This is a genomic window from Marnyiella aurantia (genome assembly GCF_014041915.1).
Taxonomy (GTDB): domain Bacteria; phylum Bacteroidota; class Bacteroidia; order Flavobacteriales; family Weeksellaceae; genus Marnyiella; species Marnyiella aurantia.
Window position 1 is genome coordinate 1375670 of the sequence record NZ_CP059472.1, and the last position, 19313, is coordinate 1394982.

Sequence of the window (19313 nt, forward strand, 5' to 3'; positions counted from 1 at the left end):
TTTGTACAAATATTCTACTCTTAAAATTTACCGCGTTGCCTCATGTGAGGGTTATGCATGTGTTTTTGCATAGATGGCATTTTCATCTGGTCCTTCATCATCTTAATCTGGTCCGTCATCATACCTGCGGTATCCAGTTTTTTGGCTTCTTCCAGTAAACGCTGTCCTTCCTGACGCCTGCCACGTGATATTGCCGATGCGGCCAGGTTCAGTGTAGCCATCGCACGGTCCTGCTTCATGTTAAGACCGTATTCCAGCGCTTTTTTCATATACGGTTCCACTTTTCCGGGACTGTCCTGCGCAAGAGTTAAACCTGTAAGGTAATGGAAATACCCATACTGAGTTTTATGAAGCTGTGTGGTATAATTGGTCACTTTGCCAAGCCACGATGCCGCCTTCTCCATATTCTGTTTCCTAAGATGCCAGAAAGCCATCAGGATCATTTCATTTTTGAAATAAAGAAGGATCGGAAAAGCCGACAGCAGGAAAACCACAACGCCCCAGCCAATGTCTCTGGTAAAGAACATCATATAGATTCCGGATATGATTAATAATGCCGCAAGGACAATTTTAATATTTTTATTCATTATTGAAATTTTAAGACTGCAAAGATAGGTATTTTGCTTAAAAATAAGGGCGTTTATCCCTGCTCCGCATTCAGCGGAATGATTCGTTCAAAGGTTTCGAAAGTCATATCAAACTGGTTCTTTTCATCGCTTGCTACAGACTCCTCCCCGGATTTACGCCAGATTTTCATATCGATCCTGGGGAAAAACGTATCCGCAGGACAGGTAGTATTTACACGTGTCACTTCCAGTTTATCGGTGAGCTCCAGTGTCTGCTCATAAATATTGCCACCGCCGATGATGAAGATGTCTTCATCTATTTTTTTAGCAAACTTCAGTGCTTCCTTAATGCTTCCGACGATTAGGATGCCTTCCTGAAACCAGTCCTTCCGGCGGCTGATAACAATATTGGTACGGTTAGGCAAAGGTTTGCCAATACTCTCATAGGTCTTGCGGCCCATGATGACGGGATGCCCCGACGTAATGGCTTTGAACCGCTTAAGATCCGCCGGCAAATGCCAAAGAAGGCTGTTCTGAAAGCCGATTCCGTTTTCCTGGTCCATCGCTACTACAATAGTGGTCATCTTTTAGGTATTTCCGCAAAAGTAGCACATAATTTGTATATTTGGTTAGCGAATTTTTTAAAATCAAATTAATAAACTATGAAAAACAAAGGTTGTTTAAGCGCCGGAACTCTCGGAATCGCATTGCTGGTAATACTGGGGCTTGTGCTTCTTTGGGGTGTTCCAAAATACAACAGTCTGGTGGCTAAGGAGCAGACTGTAAACACTAAATGGAGTAATGTGGAAACCGTTTATCAGAAGCGGGCTAACCTTATACCAAATCTTGAGAGAACAGTGAAATCCTATTCACAGTTTGAGCAGGAAACATTAACAGGCGTTATAGAGGCACGTTCCAAAGCAACATCTATAAATGTAGATCCAACAAATATGACGGAGCAGGATATGGCGCGTTTCCAGGCAGCACAGGGGCAGCTTACAGGAGCTCTGAGCCGGCTTATGGCAGTGGTGGAGCAGTATCCAAATCTGAAAGCAGACCAGCAGTATACCAATTTCCAGAGAGAATATACCGCCATTGAAAACAGCATACGTGCTGAAACTGTAGTCTTTAACGGTGCAGCACAGGATTTCAATACCAGCATCAAAACTTTCCCTAATAATATCCTGGCCAACTTCACCAACTTTAAAGAGAAACCATACTTTAAGGCGGCTGCAGGTGCAGAACAGGCTCCGGAAGTATTTACCAACTAGAGCAATGAACAGTTTCCTAAGCACTGAACAAATGGCTTCCCTTGTGGAAGCCATTCAAACAGCAGAGGACCACTCTACAGGTGAGATCCGGGTCCATATTGATTCCAATACCGAGGAAGAGAATGCTGAGGTCGCTTTTGAAGTTTTCAGAAGGCTGTGCATGGAGAAGACGGCCGAACGTAACGCCGTACTCTTCCATATAAATTTTGAGCAACGCTATCTTACCATAATCGGTGACGAGGGCATCCACAAAAAAGTGCACCAGCAGTTTTGGGACAAAATGCACGATGATATAACAACTGGCTTTTCAAAAGGCCTAATCTTCGAACCTCTTCAGAAGGCAATACTTGACACGGGTATTGAACTGAAGAAATATTTTCCTGTAAAGGGAGAAAACAATAACGAACTCTCTGATGAGATCAGCTTCTCTTAAATTTTTTACCGTCTTTTTAATTTGCTGCGGTTGGTTTCACACTTCTGCTCAGTATAAAATTCCTCAGAAACCTGCAGTTTTGTACCCGGTGTTTGATGAAAGCGGTATTCTGAGCCAAAACGAAAAAGATCTGCTGAACCAGAAACTTATAAAGTTTGAAGACAGTACTTCTACTGAGATCGAAGTAATCATCATCCCTACCACTCAGGGCGAGGATATTAATTTCCTGGCCTGGGAGTTTGGAGAAAAGTGGCAAATCGGCAAAAAAGGTCAGGATAATGGAATTGTTTTCCTGATCGCAACGGAAGACAGAACCATGTCCATCCAGCAGGGACGTGATGTGGAGAAATATCTCACCGCCTCGGTGGCGGGACAGATCATCGACTATGTGGTAGCCCCTAACTTTAAACAGGGAATGTGGTATGAGGGCATTAACCGCGGCACCTCAGCGCTCATGGAAGCCGTGCAGGGAAAATACAAACCAGTAGTAAAAAAGAACAGTGAAGGTGGAGGCATGAGTGTTTTCGAGATTATTCTGATTACATTTTTCGTCCTGTTTATACTGAGTTTCCTCTTCAAAAACCGTGGTGGCGGCAACCGTAATGATGATGACGATGAAATCCTTACGCGTCGTGGCAGGCGCAGCTATCCCGGAGGTTTCTTCCCGTTCCCAATGGGAGGCGGAGGCTTCGGCGGCGGAGGCGGTGGATTTGGAGGCTTTGGCGGCGGCGGAAGTTTCGGTGGTGGCGGTGCCTCCGGCGGCTGGTAATGCAGATTAAAGGAAAAGACAAAAAAGGATGTCCTGATTACCAGGTCATCCTTTTTTATAATTTAAGTTCCCCTGGCATTACACATAATCTGCTAAAATTCAGCAGCCTCTTTGTCATTCCGCAGGAATCTAACTGGTTTAATAAAAGTGTTTTAAGATCATTTATTAAATGTAAACAATTGGAATACAGTAGATCTCCGATGGGATGGTTAATAACAAGATGCATCTCTTGTGACAAAATGAAACCCTGGCCAGCTAATATTAGTTGCTATTACTCCAATTACAGGTGCATCTTCCAAAGCATATTTATCATAAGTGCGTCAGTAGGATTAGTAGCTGTTCAAGGCTGCATTAAAACACTGCATCATGATCTTTTTCCAAAAGTAAAGGAAAGTTAGCTACTTCCTGAGACTGCATCTTCAGATGCTCCTATTAAACTGACCAGTATTACGAAACGAACAATATTTTACTTCTTCACCGTCATTTTAAAGGTCTTCAGCAGCTCGCCGGATTTTTTGGAAACCGAAAGTATGTAATTTCCTGAAGTTAGGAGGTGTCCCCAACTGAAATCCTGCTTTTGCTGGCGTGAAAGCTCTTCTTTCTTCACCAGTCTGCCGGCGGTATCATACAGTGCCAGAACGGTGGCTTCTTTTGCCAAAGCAGATCCTGACAGTGTGAAATTACCGTTGTTGGGATTGTTATACAGTTGTATGTCCGCTGAAAAGCCTGCGGTTTCGGAGGTTCCCAGTTCATCTTTAAATACAAACCGCGTCACAAAACCGAACGGAGAACCCGGATAAGGGTTGGTCATGGACTGATATGGTGCGCCTTCAGTTCCGATACCGGTGGTTGCACCAGTGCTGCCCCACAGAATTAAGGTTCCGTCACTGAGTAACTCGGGATTTATATGTTCCTGAAACATATTAGCTCCGGCCCCTCCAAAATAGGAGCACCACAATCTGCTGCCGGAACTGTCAAACTCTGCAAAAAACATGTTTGTGAGACTGTTTGATGTGTTGGAGGGAGTGGTAAGATGCGCACCCGGAGTAGAAATATTAGACACAGCACCGTACTGGCTTCCTGCGATAATTATGCGGTTACCCAGTATTGTTAATGTACTTCCAAAAACCTCCTCGTAGCCGTCACTCCCAAAATAGGTACTCCAAACACGGTTACCGTCATGGCTGAATTTGGTTAAAAACAAATCTGCCCCACCTGTTAGCTGACCTTTAAATGCGCCAGGAGTGGCGAAATAGGCGGGATAGTCCGTATCCTGATTTTGACCGCTCACATAAAGTCCCGTGCTGTTTACTTCAATATCCCAAATTCCCGCACCGGTATAAGTGGTGATATTGTGTGGCGTACCGTAAAAGGTACTCCAGATTCTCTGTCCGGTAGCAGCATCCAATTTCATAAGCAAATTCATCGCAGGCCCTGTGGGCTGAAAGGTTCCGGGTGTGGTGAGCTGACCGGGCATATTCGGATCATACCCACCACTGGTATACAAGTTCCCGGCATAATATTCCATCTCCCTAGTACCATCAGGACAGTAGGTGGCCCACATTTTTTGACCTGCGGAATTCAGCTTTACAATGTATCCGTTTTCTCCAAGCTGACCACTGACGGTCTGGTATGGAACAAAATTTTCCTGATAGACCCCGGCCGTTCCGAGTCCTGCAATGGATTCCCTAGCCCCACCTCTTACAAAAACATTATTATCCTCATCAAAACAGAGAGCAAAAGCAGCGCCGCCTGAATTTGGCAGGTAAGTGGTCCATACAAGATTACTGGTGCTGTCGTATTTGGAAAGAGTATACGTATACGCCCCTGAACCGACATTCTGTGTGAGCCAGGCTCCGGGTGTAGAAAGGTTAGGAATATTGCCAGGCAACTGCTTTAGCATGAATCTATTATTAAAAGAGTCTACACCAATTAATCTTTCGCTTGCACCATTACTAATACCATTATAACCTGCAGATAACTGTTGCCCGGTCACCGATAGTGATACAGAATAACGATTTTGTAAAGGAAATACAGAGGGATTACCACCGCCTGCTGTAAACTGATCATAATACGTATTGCTGTAGCCTGAGGCAAAAGCAGTGGTACCAGACAGAAACAGGTTGTTTTGCGTATCGGAAGAAAAGGAGGTGTCTGTCAAATGCGTATCAAGCAAATGGGTTCCTGTTCCGCCAACATAAGTACCCCACTGCTGCTCATAGGGAAATACAGACTGGGCCTCGAAACCGGTTCCTACGGAGATACATACAAGGAAAAAAAAGTGTTTAAGAATTTTCATATTTAATAGATTTGGACATAAATAATATTTGTGCGATGGAATACTGTCATGGTAATTGTCTACTAATATATATATATCCACACAAAATAATTCTCAATAAAAATCAAATTTTTTTATTAAATCATACACATCACCGGTTCGGGAGCCATCTTTTCTCAAACTTTTACCCTGTCAGAAAATGAGTGTGCAGATTTAGGAAGAAAGTAAAATACCGGAACAGGCTATTTTTTCTATATTTACAAAAACGGACGTCTTGTGGAAAACACCCTGGTTTTATTTGCCCATCCCTATCTGGAACACTCAAAATCCAACAGGGAGCTCATTAATTTTTATGTGAGGCATCAGCACTATACGTTTCGGGATCTGTACGAAGAATTCCCCGAGTTTCATATCCCCGCATTTCGCGAACGGAAGAGAATTGCCAATTATGACAGGATTATCTTTCACTTCCCACTGATATGGTTCGGAATACCTCCGCTCCTAAAACTATGGATTGACGAGGTGTTCGACCTGAAGTGGCAGGAGCAATCCACTGAAAATCCACTTGCAGGCAAGGAAGTTGTTGTCCTTGTTACCACCAATTATCAGCAGGAACAATTTGGTGAGCAGGGACATTTTCAATATTCAATAGAAGAGCTTATATCGGGTCTTTTTGTCGTGCTGAAACAGAATAAGCTCCACCTGAAGGATTTTTTGTGCATTTACGATATAGACCAAATGGACAAAAAAGAGATCATCAAACAAAAGCAACACTTTATGTCAATACTAAACGCTGAATAATGGAGGGTAAGTTCGCAATGACCATCCTTATATTCCTGGGGGCTGCCATCGTAATGGCGCCACTGGTGAAAAGACTGGGACTGAGTTCTGTGATAGGCTATATTCTGGGCGGAATTATTATCGGGCCGTTTATTTTAAAGCTTAGCGGCAAGGAAACCGATAATATAATGCATACCACCGAATTTGGCGTGGTTTTGCTTCTGTTTTTGGTCGGGCTGGAACTGGAACCTAAAAAATTCTGGGCAATGCGGAGAAAGATTCTCGGTCTGGGACTGAGCCAAATGCTTATTACTATTGCATTGCTGTTTGCGGTATTTTATCTTGCAGGTTGGCAACCGGATGTAGCCATGGCGGTCGCGATTTGCTTTGCGATGTCCTCCACAGCTATTGTTCTTCAAATGCTGCGTGAAAAAAGCCTGTTTAAAACTGCCGCCGGCGAAGCTTCCTTCTCAACCCTGATTTTTCAGGATATTGCGGTAATTCCCATTTTAGCGATCCTTCCCCTACTCGCCCACTATAACCCGCCCGAAGAAGAAACCGCCGTTACACTGCTGCTTCAGGAACTGCCGGAATGGCTTCAACCATTCTCAATACTCTTTGGTGTAGGTCTTCTGATTGTTTTGGGTCGCTATGTATTTGTGCCGTTCTTACGGTTCGTATCCAAATCCAATCTCGCCGAACTTCTGACAGCGGCTTCCCTGTTTCTGGTGATTGGTGTTTCAGAACTCATGATAGCCGTGGGACTTAGCGCCGCCCTCGGGGCGTTTATTGCAGGTCTGATGCTGGCTAACAGTGAATTCCGCCACGAACTTGAGGCACAGGTAGATCCCTTCAAAGGTCTTTTTCTGGCCGTATTCTTTGTAAGCGTGGGCGCCAGCATCAACTTCTTTGTGATAGAGAAAGATCCGATGTTTATTTTTACTACCGTTATTACGGTATTGCTGGTCAAATTCGCTGTCCTTTTCGGAATCGGTAAGTATCACAAATTTTCCATTGACCAGAACTTTATCTATGCATTTGCGCTTTCGCAGGTAGGCGAATTTGCTTTTGTGCTCCTCAATTATTCTTCTAAACTTTATCTTGTAAGCCCAGAGCTGAATGACCAGCTTATGGCTGTCACGGCAATAACGATGTGTATCACTCCCATACTGCTCATTGTAAACGACAGGTTTATTAATCCCAGGTTCAACCCGGACTCCGGGGATCATACCGAACTGGGCATACCGGAAAATCTGGAACCCCGCAAAATCATCATTGTAGGTTTTGGGCATTTCGGAAGTACTGTCGGCCGCCTGCTGCGTGCAAATAAGGTTAAAGCAACCGTACTGGACCATGATTCGGACCGTGTAAAACTTTTGCGCAGCCACGGATTTAAAGTCTATTACGGCGATGCTACCCGGCTGCCAATCCTGCGTACAGCTGGCGCTGAACAGGCAGAAATTCTGGTACTTTGTCTGGATGATCCGGAGGCCAATAAAAGCGTTGCCGAGATGGCAAAAAAACATTTCCCGCAGCTAAGGATTTTTGTGAGAGCAAAAAACAGGCTTGATGCCTACTCATTCCTGAATAATGGTATAGACAACATCTACAGGGAAACCCTGGGTACTGCAGTAGATATGGCAGTGGATGTACTGCATGCCAGCGGCATGCGCAAGTATACGGCCAGAAGGCTTGGAAAGCGCTTCGAAATGATAGATAAAGCATCGGTCAGGCAACTGGCCAAAGAGCAGATGAAGGAAGTAATGACCTTCACCACCCAGGAGGCACTTCAGCGCGAGGCAGAACTGCTTAGCCTGGACAGTGTATCCATTGAAAACTCGGAATGGCTGGACCATGAAGGCGAGGGAAATGACGAAACTGGTGGTATGGAAAGTAACACCGAAAATAATAGCCAGTCTTAAAGCGAATTAACCTAATTTTGCGACCGGTTTTTATCCGCAAAAAAAATGAAAAACTCTGCGCTTTTCCGCCTCCACATTATCGTATTTCTATGGGGGTTTACGGCCATTCTGGGTAAACTTATAACAGCCGAAGCTCAGGTCCTCACTTTTTTCAGGATGGGAATCGCGGCCCTGTTTCTGTTTATTTACATCCGCTTTATACGGAAGGACAATCTGAACGTTTCCCGTAAACTGCTTTTTGGTCTCGTGGGCGTGGGTGGCTTCATGGCGCTCCACTGGCTGTGCTTTTTCCACTCAATAAAGGTCTCAAACGTGTCCATCGCGTTATGCTGCCTGTCGCTTTCCACCCTATTCACCTCTATCCTGGAACCTATTGTTTTTAAAAGGAAAATAGATATTTCGGAAGTGATGATGGGAATTGTGATAGTTGCCTGCATGGCCGTAATCTTTAATATTGAACTTCGGTACAAGGAAGGTATATTCTTCGGCATATTCACTGCGCTTTTCGGTACCGTGTTTTCTGTATTCAACGGAAAGCTATATGGCAAGACCAGTTCTGGCAACATTATTTTCTACGAAATACTGGGCGGATTTATGCTGATCTCACTTTTCTACCTTTTTAGCGGGGGCATGACGGAGATTACATCCATCAGCATCCGTGATCTGGCACTCATCACCCTTCTGGCGGGAGTGTTTACGGCCTATCCAATGCTGGAATCGGTAAACCTGATGAAGTACATTTCACCATTCACCCTTGTATTAACTGTTAATTTAGAACCAGTGTACGGAATTATACTTGCTTTTTTTATCTTTGGTGAATCTGAACAGATGAGTCCGGTGTTTTATGTCGCTTCATTTGTGATGATTACGGCCATCGTGATCAATGGAATATTGAAGTCCCGAAAGGCCAAAAAGAATTTAAACTACGAAAACACATGAGGAAATTACTCTATATACTCATTTTTGCATCTGTTTGCACTCAGGCGCAGATTATCAGGAAGTACTCTAACGAATTCCTGAACATTGGCGCGGGCGCAAGGGGTCTGGCTATGGGTGGTGCTGTATTAAGCAGCCAGGATGATGTGTATGCGCCGATGTGGAATCCCGCAGGACTGATGGGTGTGGAACGTGACTGGCAGGGCGCAGCCATGCACGCTGAGTATTTTGAAAGCATTGCCAAGTATGATTATATCGCTTATGCAAAACCTCTGGACAGCAAAGGCGGCGTTTTTGCCGTTTCGGTAGTGCGCTTAGGTATTGACAATATACTGAACACCACACAACTGATAGACAGTGAAGGCAATATTGACTATGACAAAATCACCAAATTTTCGCAGGCCGATTATGCCGCGTTAGTTTCTTATGCCTTTCATCCGGGAGGTAACCATAAACTTTCGGCTGGGGTAAATGCGAAACTTGTATACAGAAATGTAGGTAAATTTGCGAGCGGATTTGGTTTCGGGTTTGATGTGGGCGCCCTTTATCATGCAGACAGCGGATGGAAGTTCGGTGGGATGCTTCGTGATGCTACCACCACAGTAAACTTCTGGAATGTGGATCAGGCAGAACTATCCACCATCGTAAACGGCGAGGAATTTAACCCTGCACCTACCGACAAAATGGAGATTACAATGCCCAAACTGAACGTTGGCGCCAGTAAGAACTTTGAAGTGAGCCAAAATATCTCCATCCTTCCGGAAGCAGGTTTGAATATTGATTTCGCCAAAACAGCTGCACTGGTCTCTACAGATTTTGCCAGCATCACACCGTATGCCGGTGCCGAGATGAATTACAATGACCTGGTTTTCGTAAGACTGGGAGTAAACAGATTCCAGTCCATTACCGATATTGAGGACCTGAAACGTAAAGTTTCATTTCAGCCCAGCGCCGGTATAGGAATAAAATACCGCGGGCTGACCTTAGATTATGCCATCACCAATTCCGGAATCGGCGGCAGCAACTTCTTCTCCAACTTCTTCTCGCTGAAATTCGACATGGGAGAATTCCGGAACTAATCCGTCGGAAGCGTTCTAATGTCCTCAACCAATTCTTACGCTGGTCATACTCAGGCTCCCGCCAATCAGTTCATCGTTGAACAGGGAAATATCATCCGATTTATTCTTCAAACCTAAGGAATAAATAAGTGGTAAATAGTGATCCGGTGAAGGTATGGCAGCCTGGAGGGCCGTTCCATGTCTTTGATATTCAATCAGGTTACGGAAATTTCCGTCCAGAATCCAGTTATTGGTCATTTCACGTGCTTCAATGGCCCAATCCCAACCGGCACCTACCGTATTGATGTTCTGCCAGTCAATAAGCCGCAGGTTATGAACGATATTACCGCTGCCTATAATCAGAATACCTTTCTCCCTCAATTTCTGAAGCCTGGAGGCAAGGTCAAAATGATATTCAGGAGGTTTGGTATAGTCTATACTCATTTGCACCACGGGAATATCTGCCGCAGGATAAAGATGGCGTATTACCGACCACGCACCATGGTCCAGTCCCCAACTGTGATCTTCCTGAACCTCAGCCGGCAAAAGCAGTGAGGTTGTTTGCTTAGCCAGTTCCGGACTTCCCGCTGCCGGATACTGAACTGCAAAAAGCTCATCGGGGAAGCCGCCGAAATCATGGATGGTTGGCGGCATGTCCATGGCTGTAACCTTTGTTCCGTTTGTAAACCAATGCGCCGAAATACACAGTATGGCATTTGGCGTCGGAATCTCGTGGGAAATATTCCTGAAACCCTGCACAAACTGATTCTCCTCGATCGCGTTCATAGGTGAGCCATGCCCCAGAAAAAGCACCGGCATTTTTGGGCTGTTTGGGAAATGGGCTGAAATATTTGTTAAATCATTCAAATTCATTGCAATAAAATTTATTTATAAAAAAAGACCTGAAAACTATAAGCATAATTTCCAGGTCTTCGGGTTAAGAGTTTAAACTCTGTTATGCTTTTACAAACTGCAGTTCGCCTGCAATCTTCACTTCGTCAGACACCATTACTCCGCCTGCTTCCAGCGCAGCGTTCCAGTTCAGTCCGAAATCACTTCTTTTTATTTTTCCTTCGAATGAAAAACCAGCTTTTGTATTGCCCCATGGGTCTGCGTTAATCCCACCGAAGTCCACATCCAGTTTTACAGGTTTTGTAACGCCGTTCACTGTCAGGTTGCCGGTGATCTCATCGTTGAGTGCATCGCTTTCAAAGGTAATTGTTGGGTTTACCTCAGCGTTGAAGAACTCCTCGCTTTTCAGATGGGTGTCGCGGTCTGCATTATTAGTATCGATAGAATCGGTCTGGATCGTTGCAGTAACTTTTGCATTGCGGAAAGTATCATCTTCCGCTTCCATTTCTGCCGTGAAGGATTTAAATGATCCTTTCACATTGGAGATCATTAAGTGCTTTACACGAAAAGTAATTTCACTGTGCGTTGGGTCTAAGTTCCATTTTGTTGCCATAATATTCTGTATTTATTGGTTTGTTAAAATTTATAGTACAAAGGTATCAGTTGGTCTGTTCCGGTGCATTGATGTAAGTTAAGAAAGAAATCCTCTGCAGGCCTGGAGTAAATTTATCCATTTTAGTGCATGCAAGCAGTAAATTGTAAGGTAATTTACATTTCGGAGTCATCTTTTTATTAGCTTTATAAAAACAACCGCATGAGCGAAAGTGTTTATTTAGGCCTACTCCTTTTTACCTTAAATACGGTTCAGGCCCAGTATACAGACAGCCTTCAGACGCAAAGGCATCAGGTAGAATTCAAATATAAAAGACTTTACCTTCCCGCAGGATTGATGACTGCCGGTATTGTACTGGATACCAGCAGAAAGGAATCGATAAAAAATGAAGTGGTTGAAGAAAGAAATGAACATCTTTTCTCTTTTCAAAATCATATAGACGATTATGCGCAATTTGCGCCTTTGGCAGCAGTCTATGGTTTTGAACTGGCAGGAATGGATGCACGCACCGACTGGAAAAACCGTACTGCCATCCTGCTGAAAGGTCAGTTGCTGAACCTGGGCATGGTGTATATCCTTAAAACTTCACTAAAAAAAATCCGGCCGGACGGCACCGCCTACTCCTTTCCCTCGGGACATACCGCCAATGCCTTTGCCGGCGCCACTATCCTCAGCATTGAATATGGCGAGCGGTACCAATGGGTTCCATACGCTTCATATAGCCTTGCAACGGGCATAGGGGCCATGCGGATGGCTAACAATAAACATTATATCTCAGATGTTATTTTTGCCGCCGGACTCGGTATCCTCTCGATGAAAGTTGCTTACTGGACACATCAGTACAGGTGGAACAAGGTGCAAGCCTCTTCAGACCCCATGCAAATGATCTATACAACCGCCGCATTAACAAAGCCTTAACACCTTCAATTTAATTTCTTATTTTTAAGGCCTTAATGTTTAAATAATGAAATTTTCAAAATTATCCCTTTTATTAATAGCTCTGAGCAGTTTTGCTTTTGCTCAAAACCAAAAATTCACCATGTCTGAAGCCGTAAACGGGCTTCGGAGCAACCTGGCCGTAAAAGGTATATCCCAATTCTCATGGACAGATGATGCCAAATCCTATATTCAGGGGAGCAAAAATGCTTACTTAATCACCGAAGTACAGAGCATGAAATCGGACACCCTGGTTTCGCTTAGCCGCATCAACAAAAACCTAAGTGCTGCGGAGCAACTGAAAAGTTTTCCGATGGTGAAGTTCATCAGCAGGAATAAAGGTTATTTTACAAAAGAAGGAAAATATTACTGGCTTGAGCAGTCGGCGGGTAACTGGAAGATAACCGAGTGGACTGCCCTGGAAAAAAGTGCTGAAAATGTAACGGTACTTTCAGACAACAAAGGTCTTGTGTACACGGTGAAAAACAACCTGTTCCTGAACCGAAACGGCAAAACAGTCGCCATTACAAATGATGCCGATGAAAATATCGTAAACGGACAGTCTGTGCACCGTCAGGAATTCGGCATCAGCAAAGGAATCTTTGCAGCTCCTTCCAATGAAAAAATTGCCTATTACAGAATGGATCAGAGCATGGTAACTGATTACCCGGTAATTGACTGGTCCGTAACCCCGGCTCAGAATAAGAATATTAAATACCCGATGGCGGGTGGAACATCACATCAGGTTTCACTGGGCGTATACGATGTTAAGACTGACCGGAAGATTTTCCTGGATGTTGATGGCGACAAGGAACAGTATCTTACTGCGGTAACCTGGAGCCCCGATTCAAAATATATTTTCGTTGGCGTACTGAACCGTGACCAAAATCATATGAAGATGAACCAGTATGATGCTGCCACAGGTAAACTGGTAAAGATGCTGTTTGAAGAAAAGTCGGATAAATATGTAGAACCTCAACATGAGCTTCTCTTTTTCCCAAATTCCAATACCGATTTCATCTGGCAGAGTCAAAGAACAGGGTACAACCATCTGTTTCATTACAACCTGGACAAAGGTCTTGTAGCGCAGTTAACAAAGGGAGACTGGCTGGTAACAGACATACTGGGCTTCAACGAAAAGAAAAAGGAAATCTATTTCACCTCTACGAAAGAAACGCCACTGGAAAGACATCTTTACCGGGTAAACTGGAATAATTTCAAGATACAGCGACTGGATACTGCGGAGGGAATGCACACCGGTGTCCTGAGCAAGGACGGAACCCAACTTTACGATATCTACAGCAATGCTGCCACGCCCAGAAGTGTGAACATCATTAATACCGCAAACCTGAAGTCCAGAAACATTTTTACGGCTGAAAACCCGCTGAAAAACTATCTGAGACCCGAAATCAAGAATGTAACCCTAACAGCAGATGACGGCACACCCCTTTATGGAAAAATCATTTTGCCTACCGATTTCGACCCGGCCAAAAAGTATCCGACAATCGTTTATCTGTACAACGGTCCGCACCTGCAGCTGGTGACCAACAGTTTCCCCGCTTCAGGCAACCTTTGGTATGAGTATATGGCTCAGAACGGTTATGTGGTATTTACAATGGATGGCCGCGGCTCATCTAACCGGGGACTTAAATTTGAACAGGCTGTTTTCCGTAACCTGGGAGAAACTGAAATGAATGACCAGATTAAGGGTGTAGAATATCTGAAGTCGCTTTCTTATGTTGATGCAGAGCGTTTGGGAATTCACGGCTGGAGTTTTGGCGGATTTATGACAACAAGTTTTATGCTGAAGCACCCGGAGATCTTCAGGGCAGGTGTTGCCGGAGGTCCGGTTATAGACTGGAACATGTACGAGATTATGTACACAGAGAGATATATGGACACACCACAGACCAATCCTGAAGGTTACAAACAGGCCAACTTACTGGACAAGGTGCAGAATCTTAAGGGAAAACTTCTGATGATTCACGGTGCTCAGGACGATGTAGTTGTTTGGCAGCATTCGGTTAACTTCCTGAAGGCTGCTGTAGACCACGGCATTCAACTGGACTATTTTGTATATCCCGGTCATGAGCATAATGTGCTCGGTAAGGACCGTGTGCATCTTATGCAGAAGGTTACAGACTACTTTGACCAGCATCTGAAAAACTAACATTCAACATAAATCCCGACCCCGTGTCGGGATTATTTTTCACATTAAATCTACCTATGATCAGAATTTTGCTTTTGTTTTTACTGCTTACCGGAATTGCTGTGCAAAGCCAGGGAAAACCCTCAATAGCGGAAATTGAGCGTAATGTTCAGGATTCTACCTCCGCATTCTTCTATGAACGGTTGCTTTTTCGCTTCGTATCACTGCCGTCACTTTTAAGTACTGAGGAAGGCCGTCATCTTTACTATGGTCAGTACAAAGGAAGGAAAAGAAACCCTGCCGAAGCAGAAAGAGCCTTCTTTGAACTGGTTTCAGCCAATAAATGCGTTGAAGCCATTACCGCAGGTGAGCAACTGCTGAAAACGGACGCTGTGAATTTAGAAATCTTGGGCAGGCTTCTGCAGTGCTACAGCAAGGCGGACAAAGGAAATCCGCAGGCACCACACAGGCTGGCGCAGTTCCGTATCCTTCTGGATGCGGCTTTGAACAGTGCCACAGGACCAGCGGACCATAAAACCTATACCGTGATGAATGTGGTGGACGGATATATTTTAGCAGCCACTCTGGGTACAGATCTGATGCAGTTCCGGCGCCGCTCACGGTCCGTACCGGAAGGAATGCTGGACAACTGGAAGAAAGGCCGCAAAAAGATCTCATTTCTGGTAATCTATTCCAAAGAATGATAAAGAAAAGACCGCTCAGCAATCTGAACGGTCTTGATTTTTATTTGATGAAACCTTTGTTTCTGAGTAAAGGATTAAGTTCCGGGTCCTTACCTGTATAATCTTTAAATGCTTTATTAAGGTCCACCGAATTTCCAACAGACAAAATGTATTCGCGGAAACGGTCTCCGTTTTCCCGTGTCATTCCGCCATTCTTTACAATATAATCCCATGCGGCTGCATTCAGAACATCACTCCACATATATGCATAATAGCCGGCGGAGTAACCTCCTCCCCAGATATGCGCAAAGTAGGGTGAATGGTATCTTGGCGGTACTTGCGGAAGGTTAAAGCCGTACTTGTTCAACACATTCTTTTCGAATTCCAAAGTTGGCTGCAGTTGGTTTTCATCGGTTACCGAGTGCCAGTTCATATCAAGCGTAGCTGCCGATACCAGTTCAGTGGTTGAATATCCCTGATTGAAAGAAGATGCATTTTTAATTTTATCCACTAATGATTGAGGCATTGGCTTTTTGGTTTGATAATGCAGTGCGTAATTTTTCAGCACGCTTGGCTCCAATGCAAAAAACTCATTGATCTGTGAAGGGAACTCTACAAAATCGCGGGGTGTATTGGTTCCTGAAACTGAAACGTACTTCTGGTTGGCAAAAAGTCCGTGCAGCGTATGTCCGAACTCATGAAACATCGTGGATACGTCATCATAAGAAATAAGCGACGGCTTACCCGGTGCAGGTTTCTGGTAATTGAAGACGTTGGTTATAACCGGCTTCTGGTTCAGCGCATGCGACTGATCTACAAAATTGCCCATCCAGGCACCACCGCTTTTATTGCTTCGGGTGTAGAAATCCAGATAATAAATAGCCAGCGACTTACCGTCACGGTCGAAAACCTCATACGTTATTACATCAGGATGATAAACCGGCAGATCGGTTCTTTTCTTAAAAGTAATTCCATAGAATTGTTCCGCAGCATAGAAAACACCTTTCTCCAGAACGGTATTCACCTCAAAATAAGGTTTAATTTCATTTTCATCCAGGTCATATTTGGCCTTCCGTACCTGCTCTGCATAAAAATTCCAGTCCCATGGAGCCACCGTAAATCCACCTTTCTGCTTATCTATCAGCGCCTGAATTTCCGCACTTTCACGTTTAGCAGTTTCCACAGCAGGCGCTGCCAATTGAGCCAGAAGGTTCATAGCTGCTGCGGGGTCGGGTGCCATCTGGTCCTGAAGTTTCCACTCGGCAAATGATTTTTTACCTAACAGTTGTGCCTTCTGAAGTCTCAGCCTTGCCTGCTTTTCGAGTATGGACCGCGTATCATTCGCATCACCTTTTTCAGCCCTTGTCCACGAGGCTTTAAATAGCTTTTCGCGTGTGGCCCTGTTCTTCAGGTTTTGCAGAAGAGGTTGCTGCGTAGTGTTCTGAAGCGCGAGAAGATATTTTCCTTCATGGCCGGCAGCCTTGGCATCTGCTGCTGCAGCTGCGATTTCATCTGCTGAAAGTCCGTCCAGCTCTTTTGCATCTGAAACAATCAAAGCACCCTGTTTTCTGGCTTCCAGCAATTTACTGCTGAACTGCGTGCTCAGTGTAGCTAATTCTTCATTAACCTTCTTCAGTTGCGCTTTATTTTCAGGCGAAAGATCTGCTCCGGCAATTTCAAATTTCTGGATATAATACTCCGCTAAGCGCTTATCCTCACCGGTAAGTTGAGAAATATTTATTGCCTTCAGTTTTTTATAAAGCTGATCGTTCAGATAAATCTGATCTTCCTGAGCAGCAAACTTTGGCGCAAACTCCTCTTCCAGTTTTTGCAGTGTGGGATTGGTATTGGCACTTGTGAAGTTAAAGAAGACTATCGCGGCCCGTTTCAGTACCTCACCACTGTTCTCCAGCGCCAGGATCGTATTTTCGAATGTAGGTGCATCGGTATTGTTCGCTATTTGCTGAATTTCAAAAAGCTGCTGCTTCAGTCCATATTCAAAAGCCGGCTGAAAGTGCTCATCCTTAATTTTATCAAACTCAGGAGCCTGATACTGAAGCTTACTTTCTGTCATAAACGGATTGGACGCCAGCGCCGCATCTACTGCGGGCGCTTCCACATTGGTATTCTTTTCTTTCATGGTAGTACATGCCGAGGTCATGGTTAATGCTGAAACCAGCAACAAACTCGATATTTTATTCATTTTCATTTATTTTACAACAAGATATAAAGATATATTCTTTTTTTTAAATTTGAAAAGCTAAAAACCAGCACCATGAAAACAATTATCCTTCCTACAGTATGTATGTTACTCATTCTCACTTCGTGCGCCAAAGTTACAGTAGAAGTACCGGGAATTAATGAAAATACAGTCTCCGGAAACAGGAACCAGAAAACGTACGGATATTCTTTTGACAAAGTAAAAGTATCCAGCGGTATCACTGCAGAAATTATAAAAGCGGAAAATGAAAAAATTGTTATTGAGGCTCCGGATAAAATGATGGAGAAAGTAAAAGTGACTCAAAACGATGGCGAAGTACGCATTTACATAGAATCCAGCGGGATATTCAAAAGTATAACGGCTAATGGGAATGTACGCGCCACCATCTACGCAAAAGATTTCTCGGCTTTAAGTGCAGATTCCGGCGCCGAGATCACGGTTAAGGATAAATTTCTTCAGGAGAAAATGTCAGTAGCGGTTTCCAGTTCAGGATCGGTAAACGGCAATCTGGAAGCCAACGATTTTAATATTAATGCGAGTTCCGGTGGAGAATTTACAGGGCAAATCTGGGCTGTAAACCTGGATGCAGAACTTAGTTCCGGAGCCACGGTAAGCACTAAAGGCAAAGTTACAAATGCAGAAGTTTCCGTAAGCTCGGGCAGCAGTTTCGAAGCCACGAAAACATCAATGCAGGTGGCTGACCTGAATGCCTCAAGCGGCGGAAGTATTGTTGGCAGGGTTGTTACAAAAGCAACCGCCAGTGCAAGCTCAGGCGGCAGTATTCAAATCAGCAAAGAGGCGCCGGATACCGAGGTAAACCTGAAGGAGAGCAGTGGTGGCAGCATCTCCGTTAGTGCTGATTAACACAAAATTACATTCAAAGAGGACTGTTTTAACATTCAGCCCGGAAACTTTAACCTAACTTTAACCGCGCGAACCCATCCAAGGTCCGTGATGATGGGTATTTTCTCTCTACTTTTGCGGAATATGTTAAAGAAAGCTTGTTTACTGTGGCTGATGGTTACTGCAGTACACGTAATGGCCCAGTCCCTTAGCGGTGAGATTATGATGCGCGACACCTCGTCACTCTACCTGAACCAGATCTATGTTACCAACGTGAATGAACAGCGGAGCATCCTGTCCGATGTGAACGGAAATTTCACCATTGCTGCGAAGCCAGGCGACATTATCCGTTTTACCTCCATAGTAACAGAACGCAAAGACATAAAGATAACTGAAAATATGTTGCAGGGCAGGCCCGTGCTGGTAGAGCTTAGGATCGCCTACTACGAAATTGAGGAAGTAGTCCTGAACCGTTTCAAACCGTCTGGCAACCTGAAAAAAGATGTCCTGTCGCTGAAGACCGGTGAACGCGAAATGAAACTGAAAAATATGATTGGTTTGCCTGAGCCTAAAGGCGACGGCACCTCTCCGCAATTACCTTTGGCGGGACTCGCGGGTGGTGGACTGACCATTAGCGTAGACAGTTTTTATGATCTCATATCCGGCGAAAGACAAAAGAAAGAACGTCTGCAGGCTTACGAACGCATGACCGCCGGCATCAGTAATATTAAAAACTATTTTGGAACGCAGTATTTCACCGACCTTAAAATCCCCGTGCATCTTATAGATAATTTCCTCCAGTTTGTTTACAGTTCAGACGACCTGCATCCCTATTTGCTAGCCGGAAATTATGAGGCCACCAAGATTCATATTGAAAGATACCTGCCCATTTACCAGCGACGGCTGAAAAATTCCAGTCTGATGCAGACTGCACTCAACTGAATACTATAATTGCGCGTTATGCGTTATTATACCTTCTAAAAAATTGAACCCCTAAAATTCA

18 protein-coding genes are annotated in these 19313 nt (G+C 44.3%); 12 read left to right on the top strand and 6 right to left on the bottom strand.

The genetic code is table 11. From position 1 onward, the window contains the following. Positions 1 to 20 precede the first annotated feature (20 nt). Positions 21 to 587 carry a DUF2892 domain-containing protein gene (locus H1R16_RS06275; protein WP_181887869.1) on the bottom strand — a complete coding sequence of 189 codons (567 nt, stop codon included), beginning with the start codon at positions 585 to 587 and terminating at the stop codon, positions 21 to 23. Positions 588 to 640: 53 nt separating this feature from the next. Then, positions 641 to 1150 (bottom strand): dihydrofolate reductase, encoded by a 510-nt coding sequence (locus H1R16_RS06280; protein WP_181887870.1) that lies wholly within the window; start codon positions 1148 to 1150, stop codon positions 641 to 643. A gap of 78 nt (positions 1151 to 1228) precedes the next feature. Between H1R16_RS06280 and H1R16_RS06285 the strand changes: the two genes are divergently transcribed. Genes H1R16_RS06285 through H1R16_RS06295 form a run of 3 tightly spaced genes read left to right on the top strand, consistent with a single transcriptional unit; the run spans position 1229 to position 3039 of the window. Further along, complete coding sequence (locus tag H1R16_RS06285) at positions 1229 to 1837, top strand: LemA family protein (protein ID WP_181887871.1); 609 nt, start codon at positions 1229 to 1231, stop codon at positions 1835 to 1837. 4 nt (positions 1838 to 1841) lie between these two features. Further along, positions 1842 to 2270, top strand: coding sequence for a TPM domain-containing protein (locus tag H1R16_RS06290; protein WP_181887872.1), 429 nt, complete (start codon positions 1842 to 1844; stop codon positions 2268 to 2270). Beyond that, a complete protein-coding gene (locus H1R16_RS06295) occupies positions 2251 to 3039 on the top strand; it encodes a TPM domain-containing protein (RefSeq protein WP_181887873.1) in 789 nt (262 codons plus the stop codon). The genes H1R16_RS06290 and H1R16_RS06295 overlap by 20 nt, the downstream gene beginning before the upstream one ends. Positions 3040 to 3505: 466 nt before the next feature. Here H1R16_RS06295 and H1R16_RS06300 read toward each other — a convergent pair whose 3' ends face one another. Beyond that, positions 3506 to 5338: a T9SS type A sorting domain-containing protein gene (locus H1R16_RS06300; RefSeq protein WP_181887874.1), complete on the bottom strand. Its 1833-nt coding sequence runs from the start codon at positions 5336 to 5338 to the stop codon at positions 3506 to 3508. A gap of 255 nt (positions 5339 to 5593) precedes the next feature. Here H1R16_RS06300 and H1R16_RS06305 point away from each other — a divergent pair, with 255 nt between their 5' ends. From H1R16_RS06305 to H1R16_RS06320, 4 genes are read left to right on the top strand one after another with little or no spacing between them, the layout of a single operon-like run. Then, complete coding sequence (locus H1R16_RS06305) at positions 5594 to 6118, top strand: NAD(P)H-dependent oxidoreductase (protein WP_181887875.1); 525 nt, start codon at positions 5594 to 5596, stop codon at positions 6116 to 6118. After that, positions 6118 to 8019, top strand: a complete 1902-nt coding sequence (locus H1R16_RS06310; protein ID WP_181887876.1) for a monovalent cation:proton antiporter-2 (CPA2) family protein — start codon at positions 6118 to 6120, stop codon at positions 8017 to 8019. The genes H1R16_RS06305 and H1R16_RS06310 overlap by 1 nt, the downstream gene beginning before the upstream one ends. A gap of 45 nt (positions 8020 to 8064) precedes the next feature. Beyond that, a complete protein-coding gene (locus tag H1R16_RS06315; RefSeq protein WP_181887877.1) occupies positions 8065 to 8958 on the top strand; it encodes a DMT family transporter in 894 nt (297 codons plus the stop codon). Then, the gene (locus H1R16_RS06320; protein WP_181887878.1) at positions 8955 to 10034 is read left to right on the top strand and encodes a putative type IX sorting system protein PorV2; all 1080 of its coding nucleotides are present in this window, start codon (positions 8955 to 8957) and stop codon (positions 10032 to 10034) included. The genes H1R16_RS06315 and H1R16_RS06320 overlap by 4 nt, the downstream gene beginning before the upstream one ends. Before the next feature lie 24 nt (positions 10035 to 10058). Here H1R16_RS06320 and ygiD read toward each other — a convergent pair whose 3' ends face one another. Further along, on the bottom strand, positions 10059 to 10886 hold the full coding sequence (ygiD, locus tag H1R16_RS06325) for a 4,5-DOPA-extradiol-dioxygenase (protein ID WP_181887879.1): 828 nt from the start codon (positions 10884 to 10886) through the stop codon (positions 10059 to 10061). Between the two features lie 82 nt (positions 10887 to 10968). Beyond that, positions 10969 to 11478, bottom strand: a complete 510-nt coding sequence (locus tag H1R16_RS06330) for a YceI family protein (RefSeq protein WP_181887880.1) — start codon at positions 11476 to 11478, stop codon at positions 10969 to 10971. A gap of 201 nt (positions 11479 to 11679) precedes the next feature. Between H1R16_RS06330 and H1R16_RS06335 the strand changes: the two genes are divergently transcribed. From H1R16_RS06335 to H1R16_RS06345, 3 genes are read left to right on the top strand one after another with little or no spacing between them, the layout of a single operon-like run. Continuing rightward, positions 11680 to 12396, top strand: coding sequence for a phosphatase PAP2 family protein (locus H1R16_RS06335; protein WP_181887881.1), 717 nt, complete (start codon positions 11680 to 11682; stop codon positions 12394 to 12396). 46 nt (positions 12397 to 12442) lie between these two features. After that, a complete protein-coding gene (locus tag H1R16_RS06340) occupies positions 12443 to 14584 on the top strand; it encodes a S9 family peptidase (protein ID WP_181887882.1) in 2142 nt (713 codons plus the stop codon). Positions 14585 to 14640: 56 nt separating this feature from the next. Continuing rightward, complete coding sequence (locus H1R16_RS06345) at positions 14641 to 15267, top strand: DUF4919 domain-containing protein (RefSeq protein WP_181887883.1); 627 nt, start codon at positions 14641 to 14643, stop codon at positions 15265 to 15267. A 40-nt stretch (positions 15268 to 15307) separates the two neighbouring features. On the opposite strand, the gene H1R16_RS06350 is transcribed toward H1R16_RS06345, so the two are convergent. After that, positions 15308 to 17449, bottom strand: coding sequence for a M3 family metallopeptidase (locus H1R16_RS06350; protein ID WP_181887884.1), 2142 nt, complete (start codon positions 17447 to 17449; stop codon positions 15308 to 15310). A 72-nt stretch (positions 17450 to 17521) separates the two neighbouring features. On the opposite strand from H1R16_RS06350, the gene H1R16_RS06355 reads away from it, so the two are divergent. Then, complete coding sequence (locus H1R16_RS06355) at positions 17522 to 18331, top strand: GIN domain-containing protein (RefSeq protein ID WP_181887885.1); 810 nt, start codon at positions 17522 to 17524, stop codon at positions 18329 to 18331. 153 nt (positions 18332 to 18484) lie between these two features. Further along, positions 18485 to 19252 carry a hypothetical protein gene (locus tag H1R16_RS06360; protein WP_181887886.1) on the top strand — a complete coding sequence of 256 codons (768 nt, stop codon included), beginning with the start codon at positions 18485 to 18487 and terminating at the stop codon, positions 19250 to 19252. Positions 19253 to 19313: the final 61 nt, after the last annotated feature.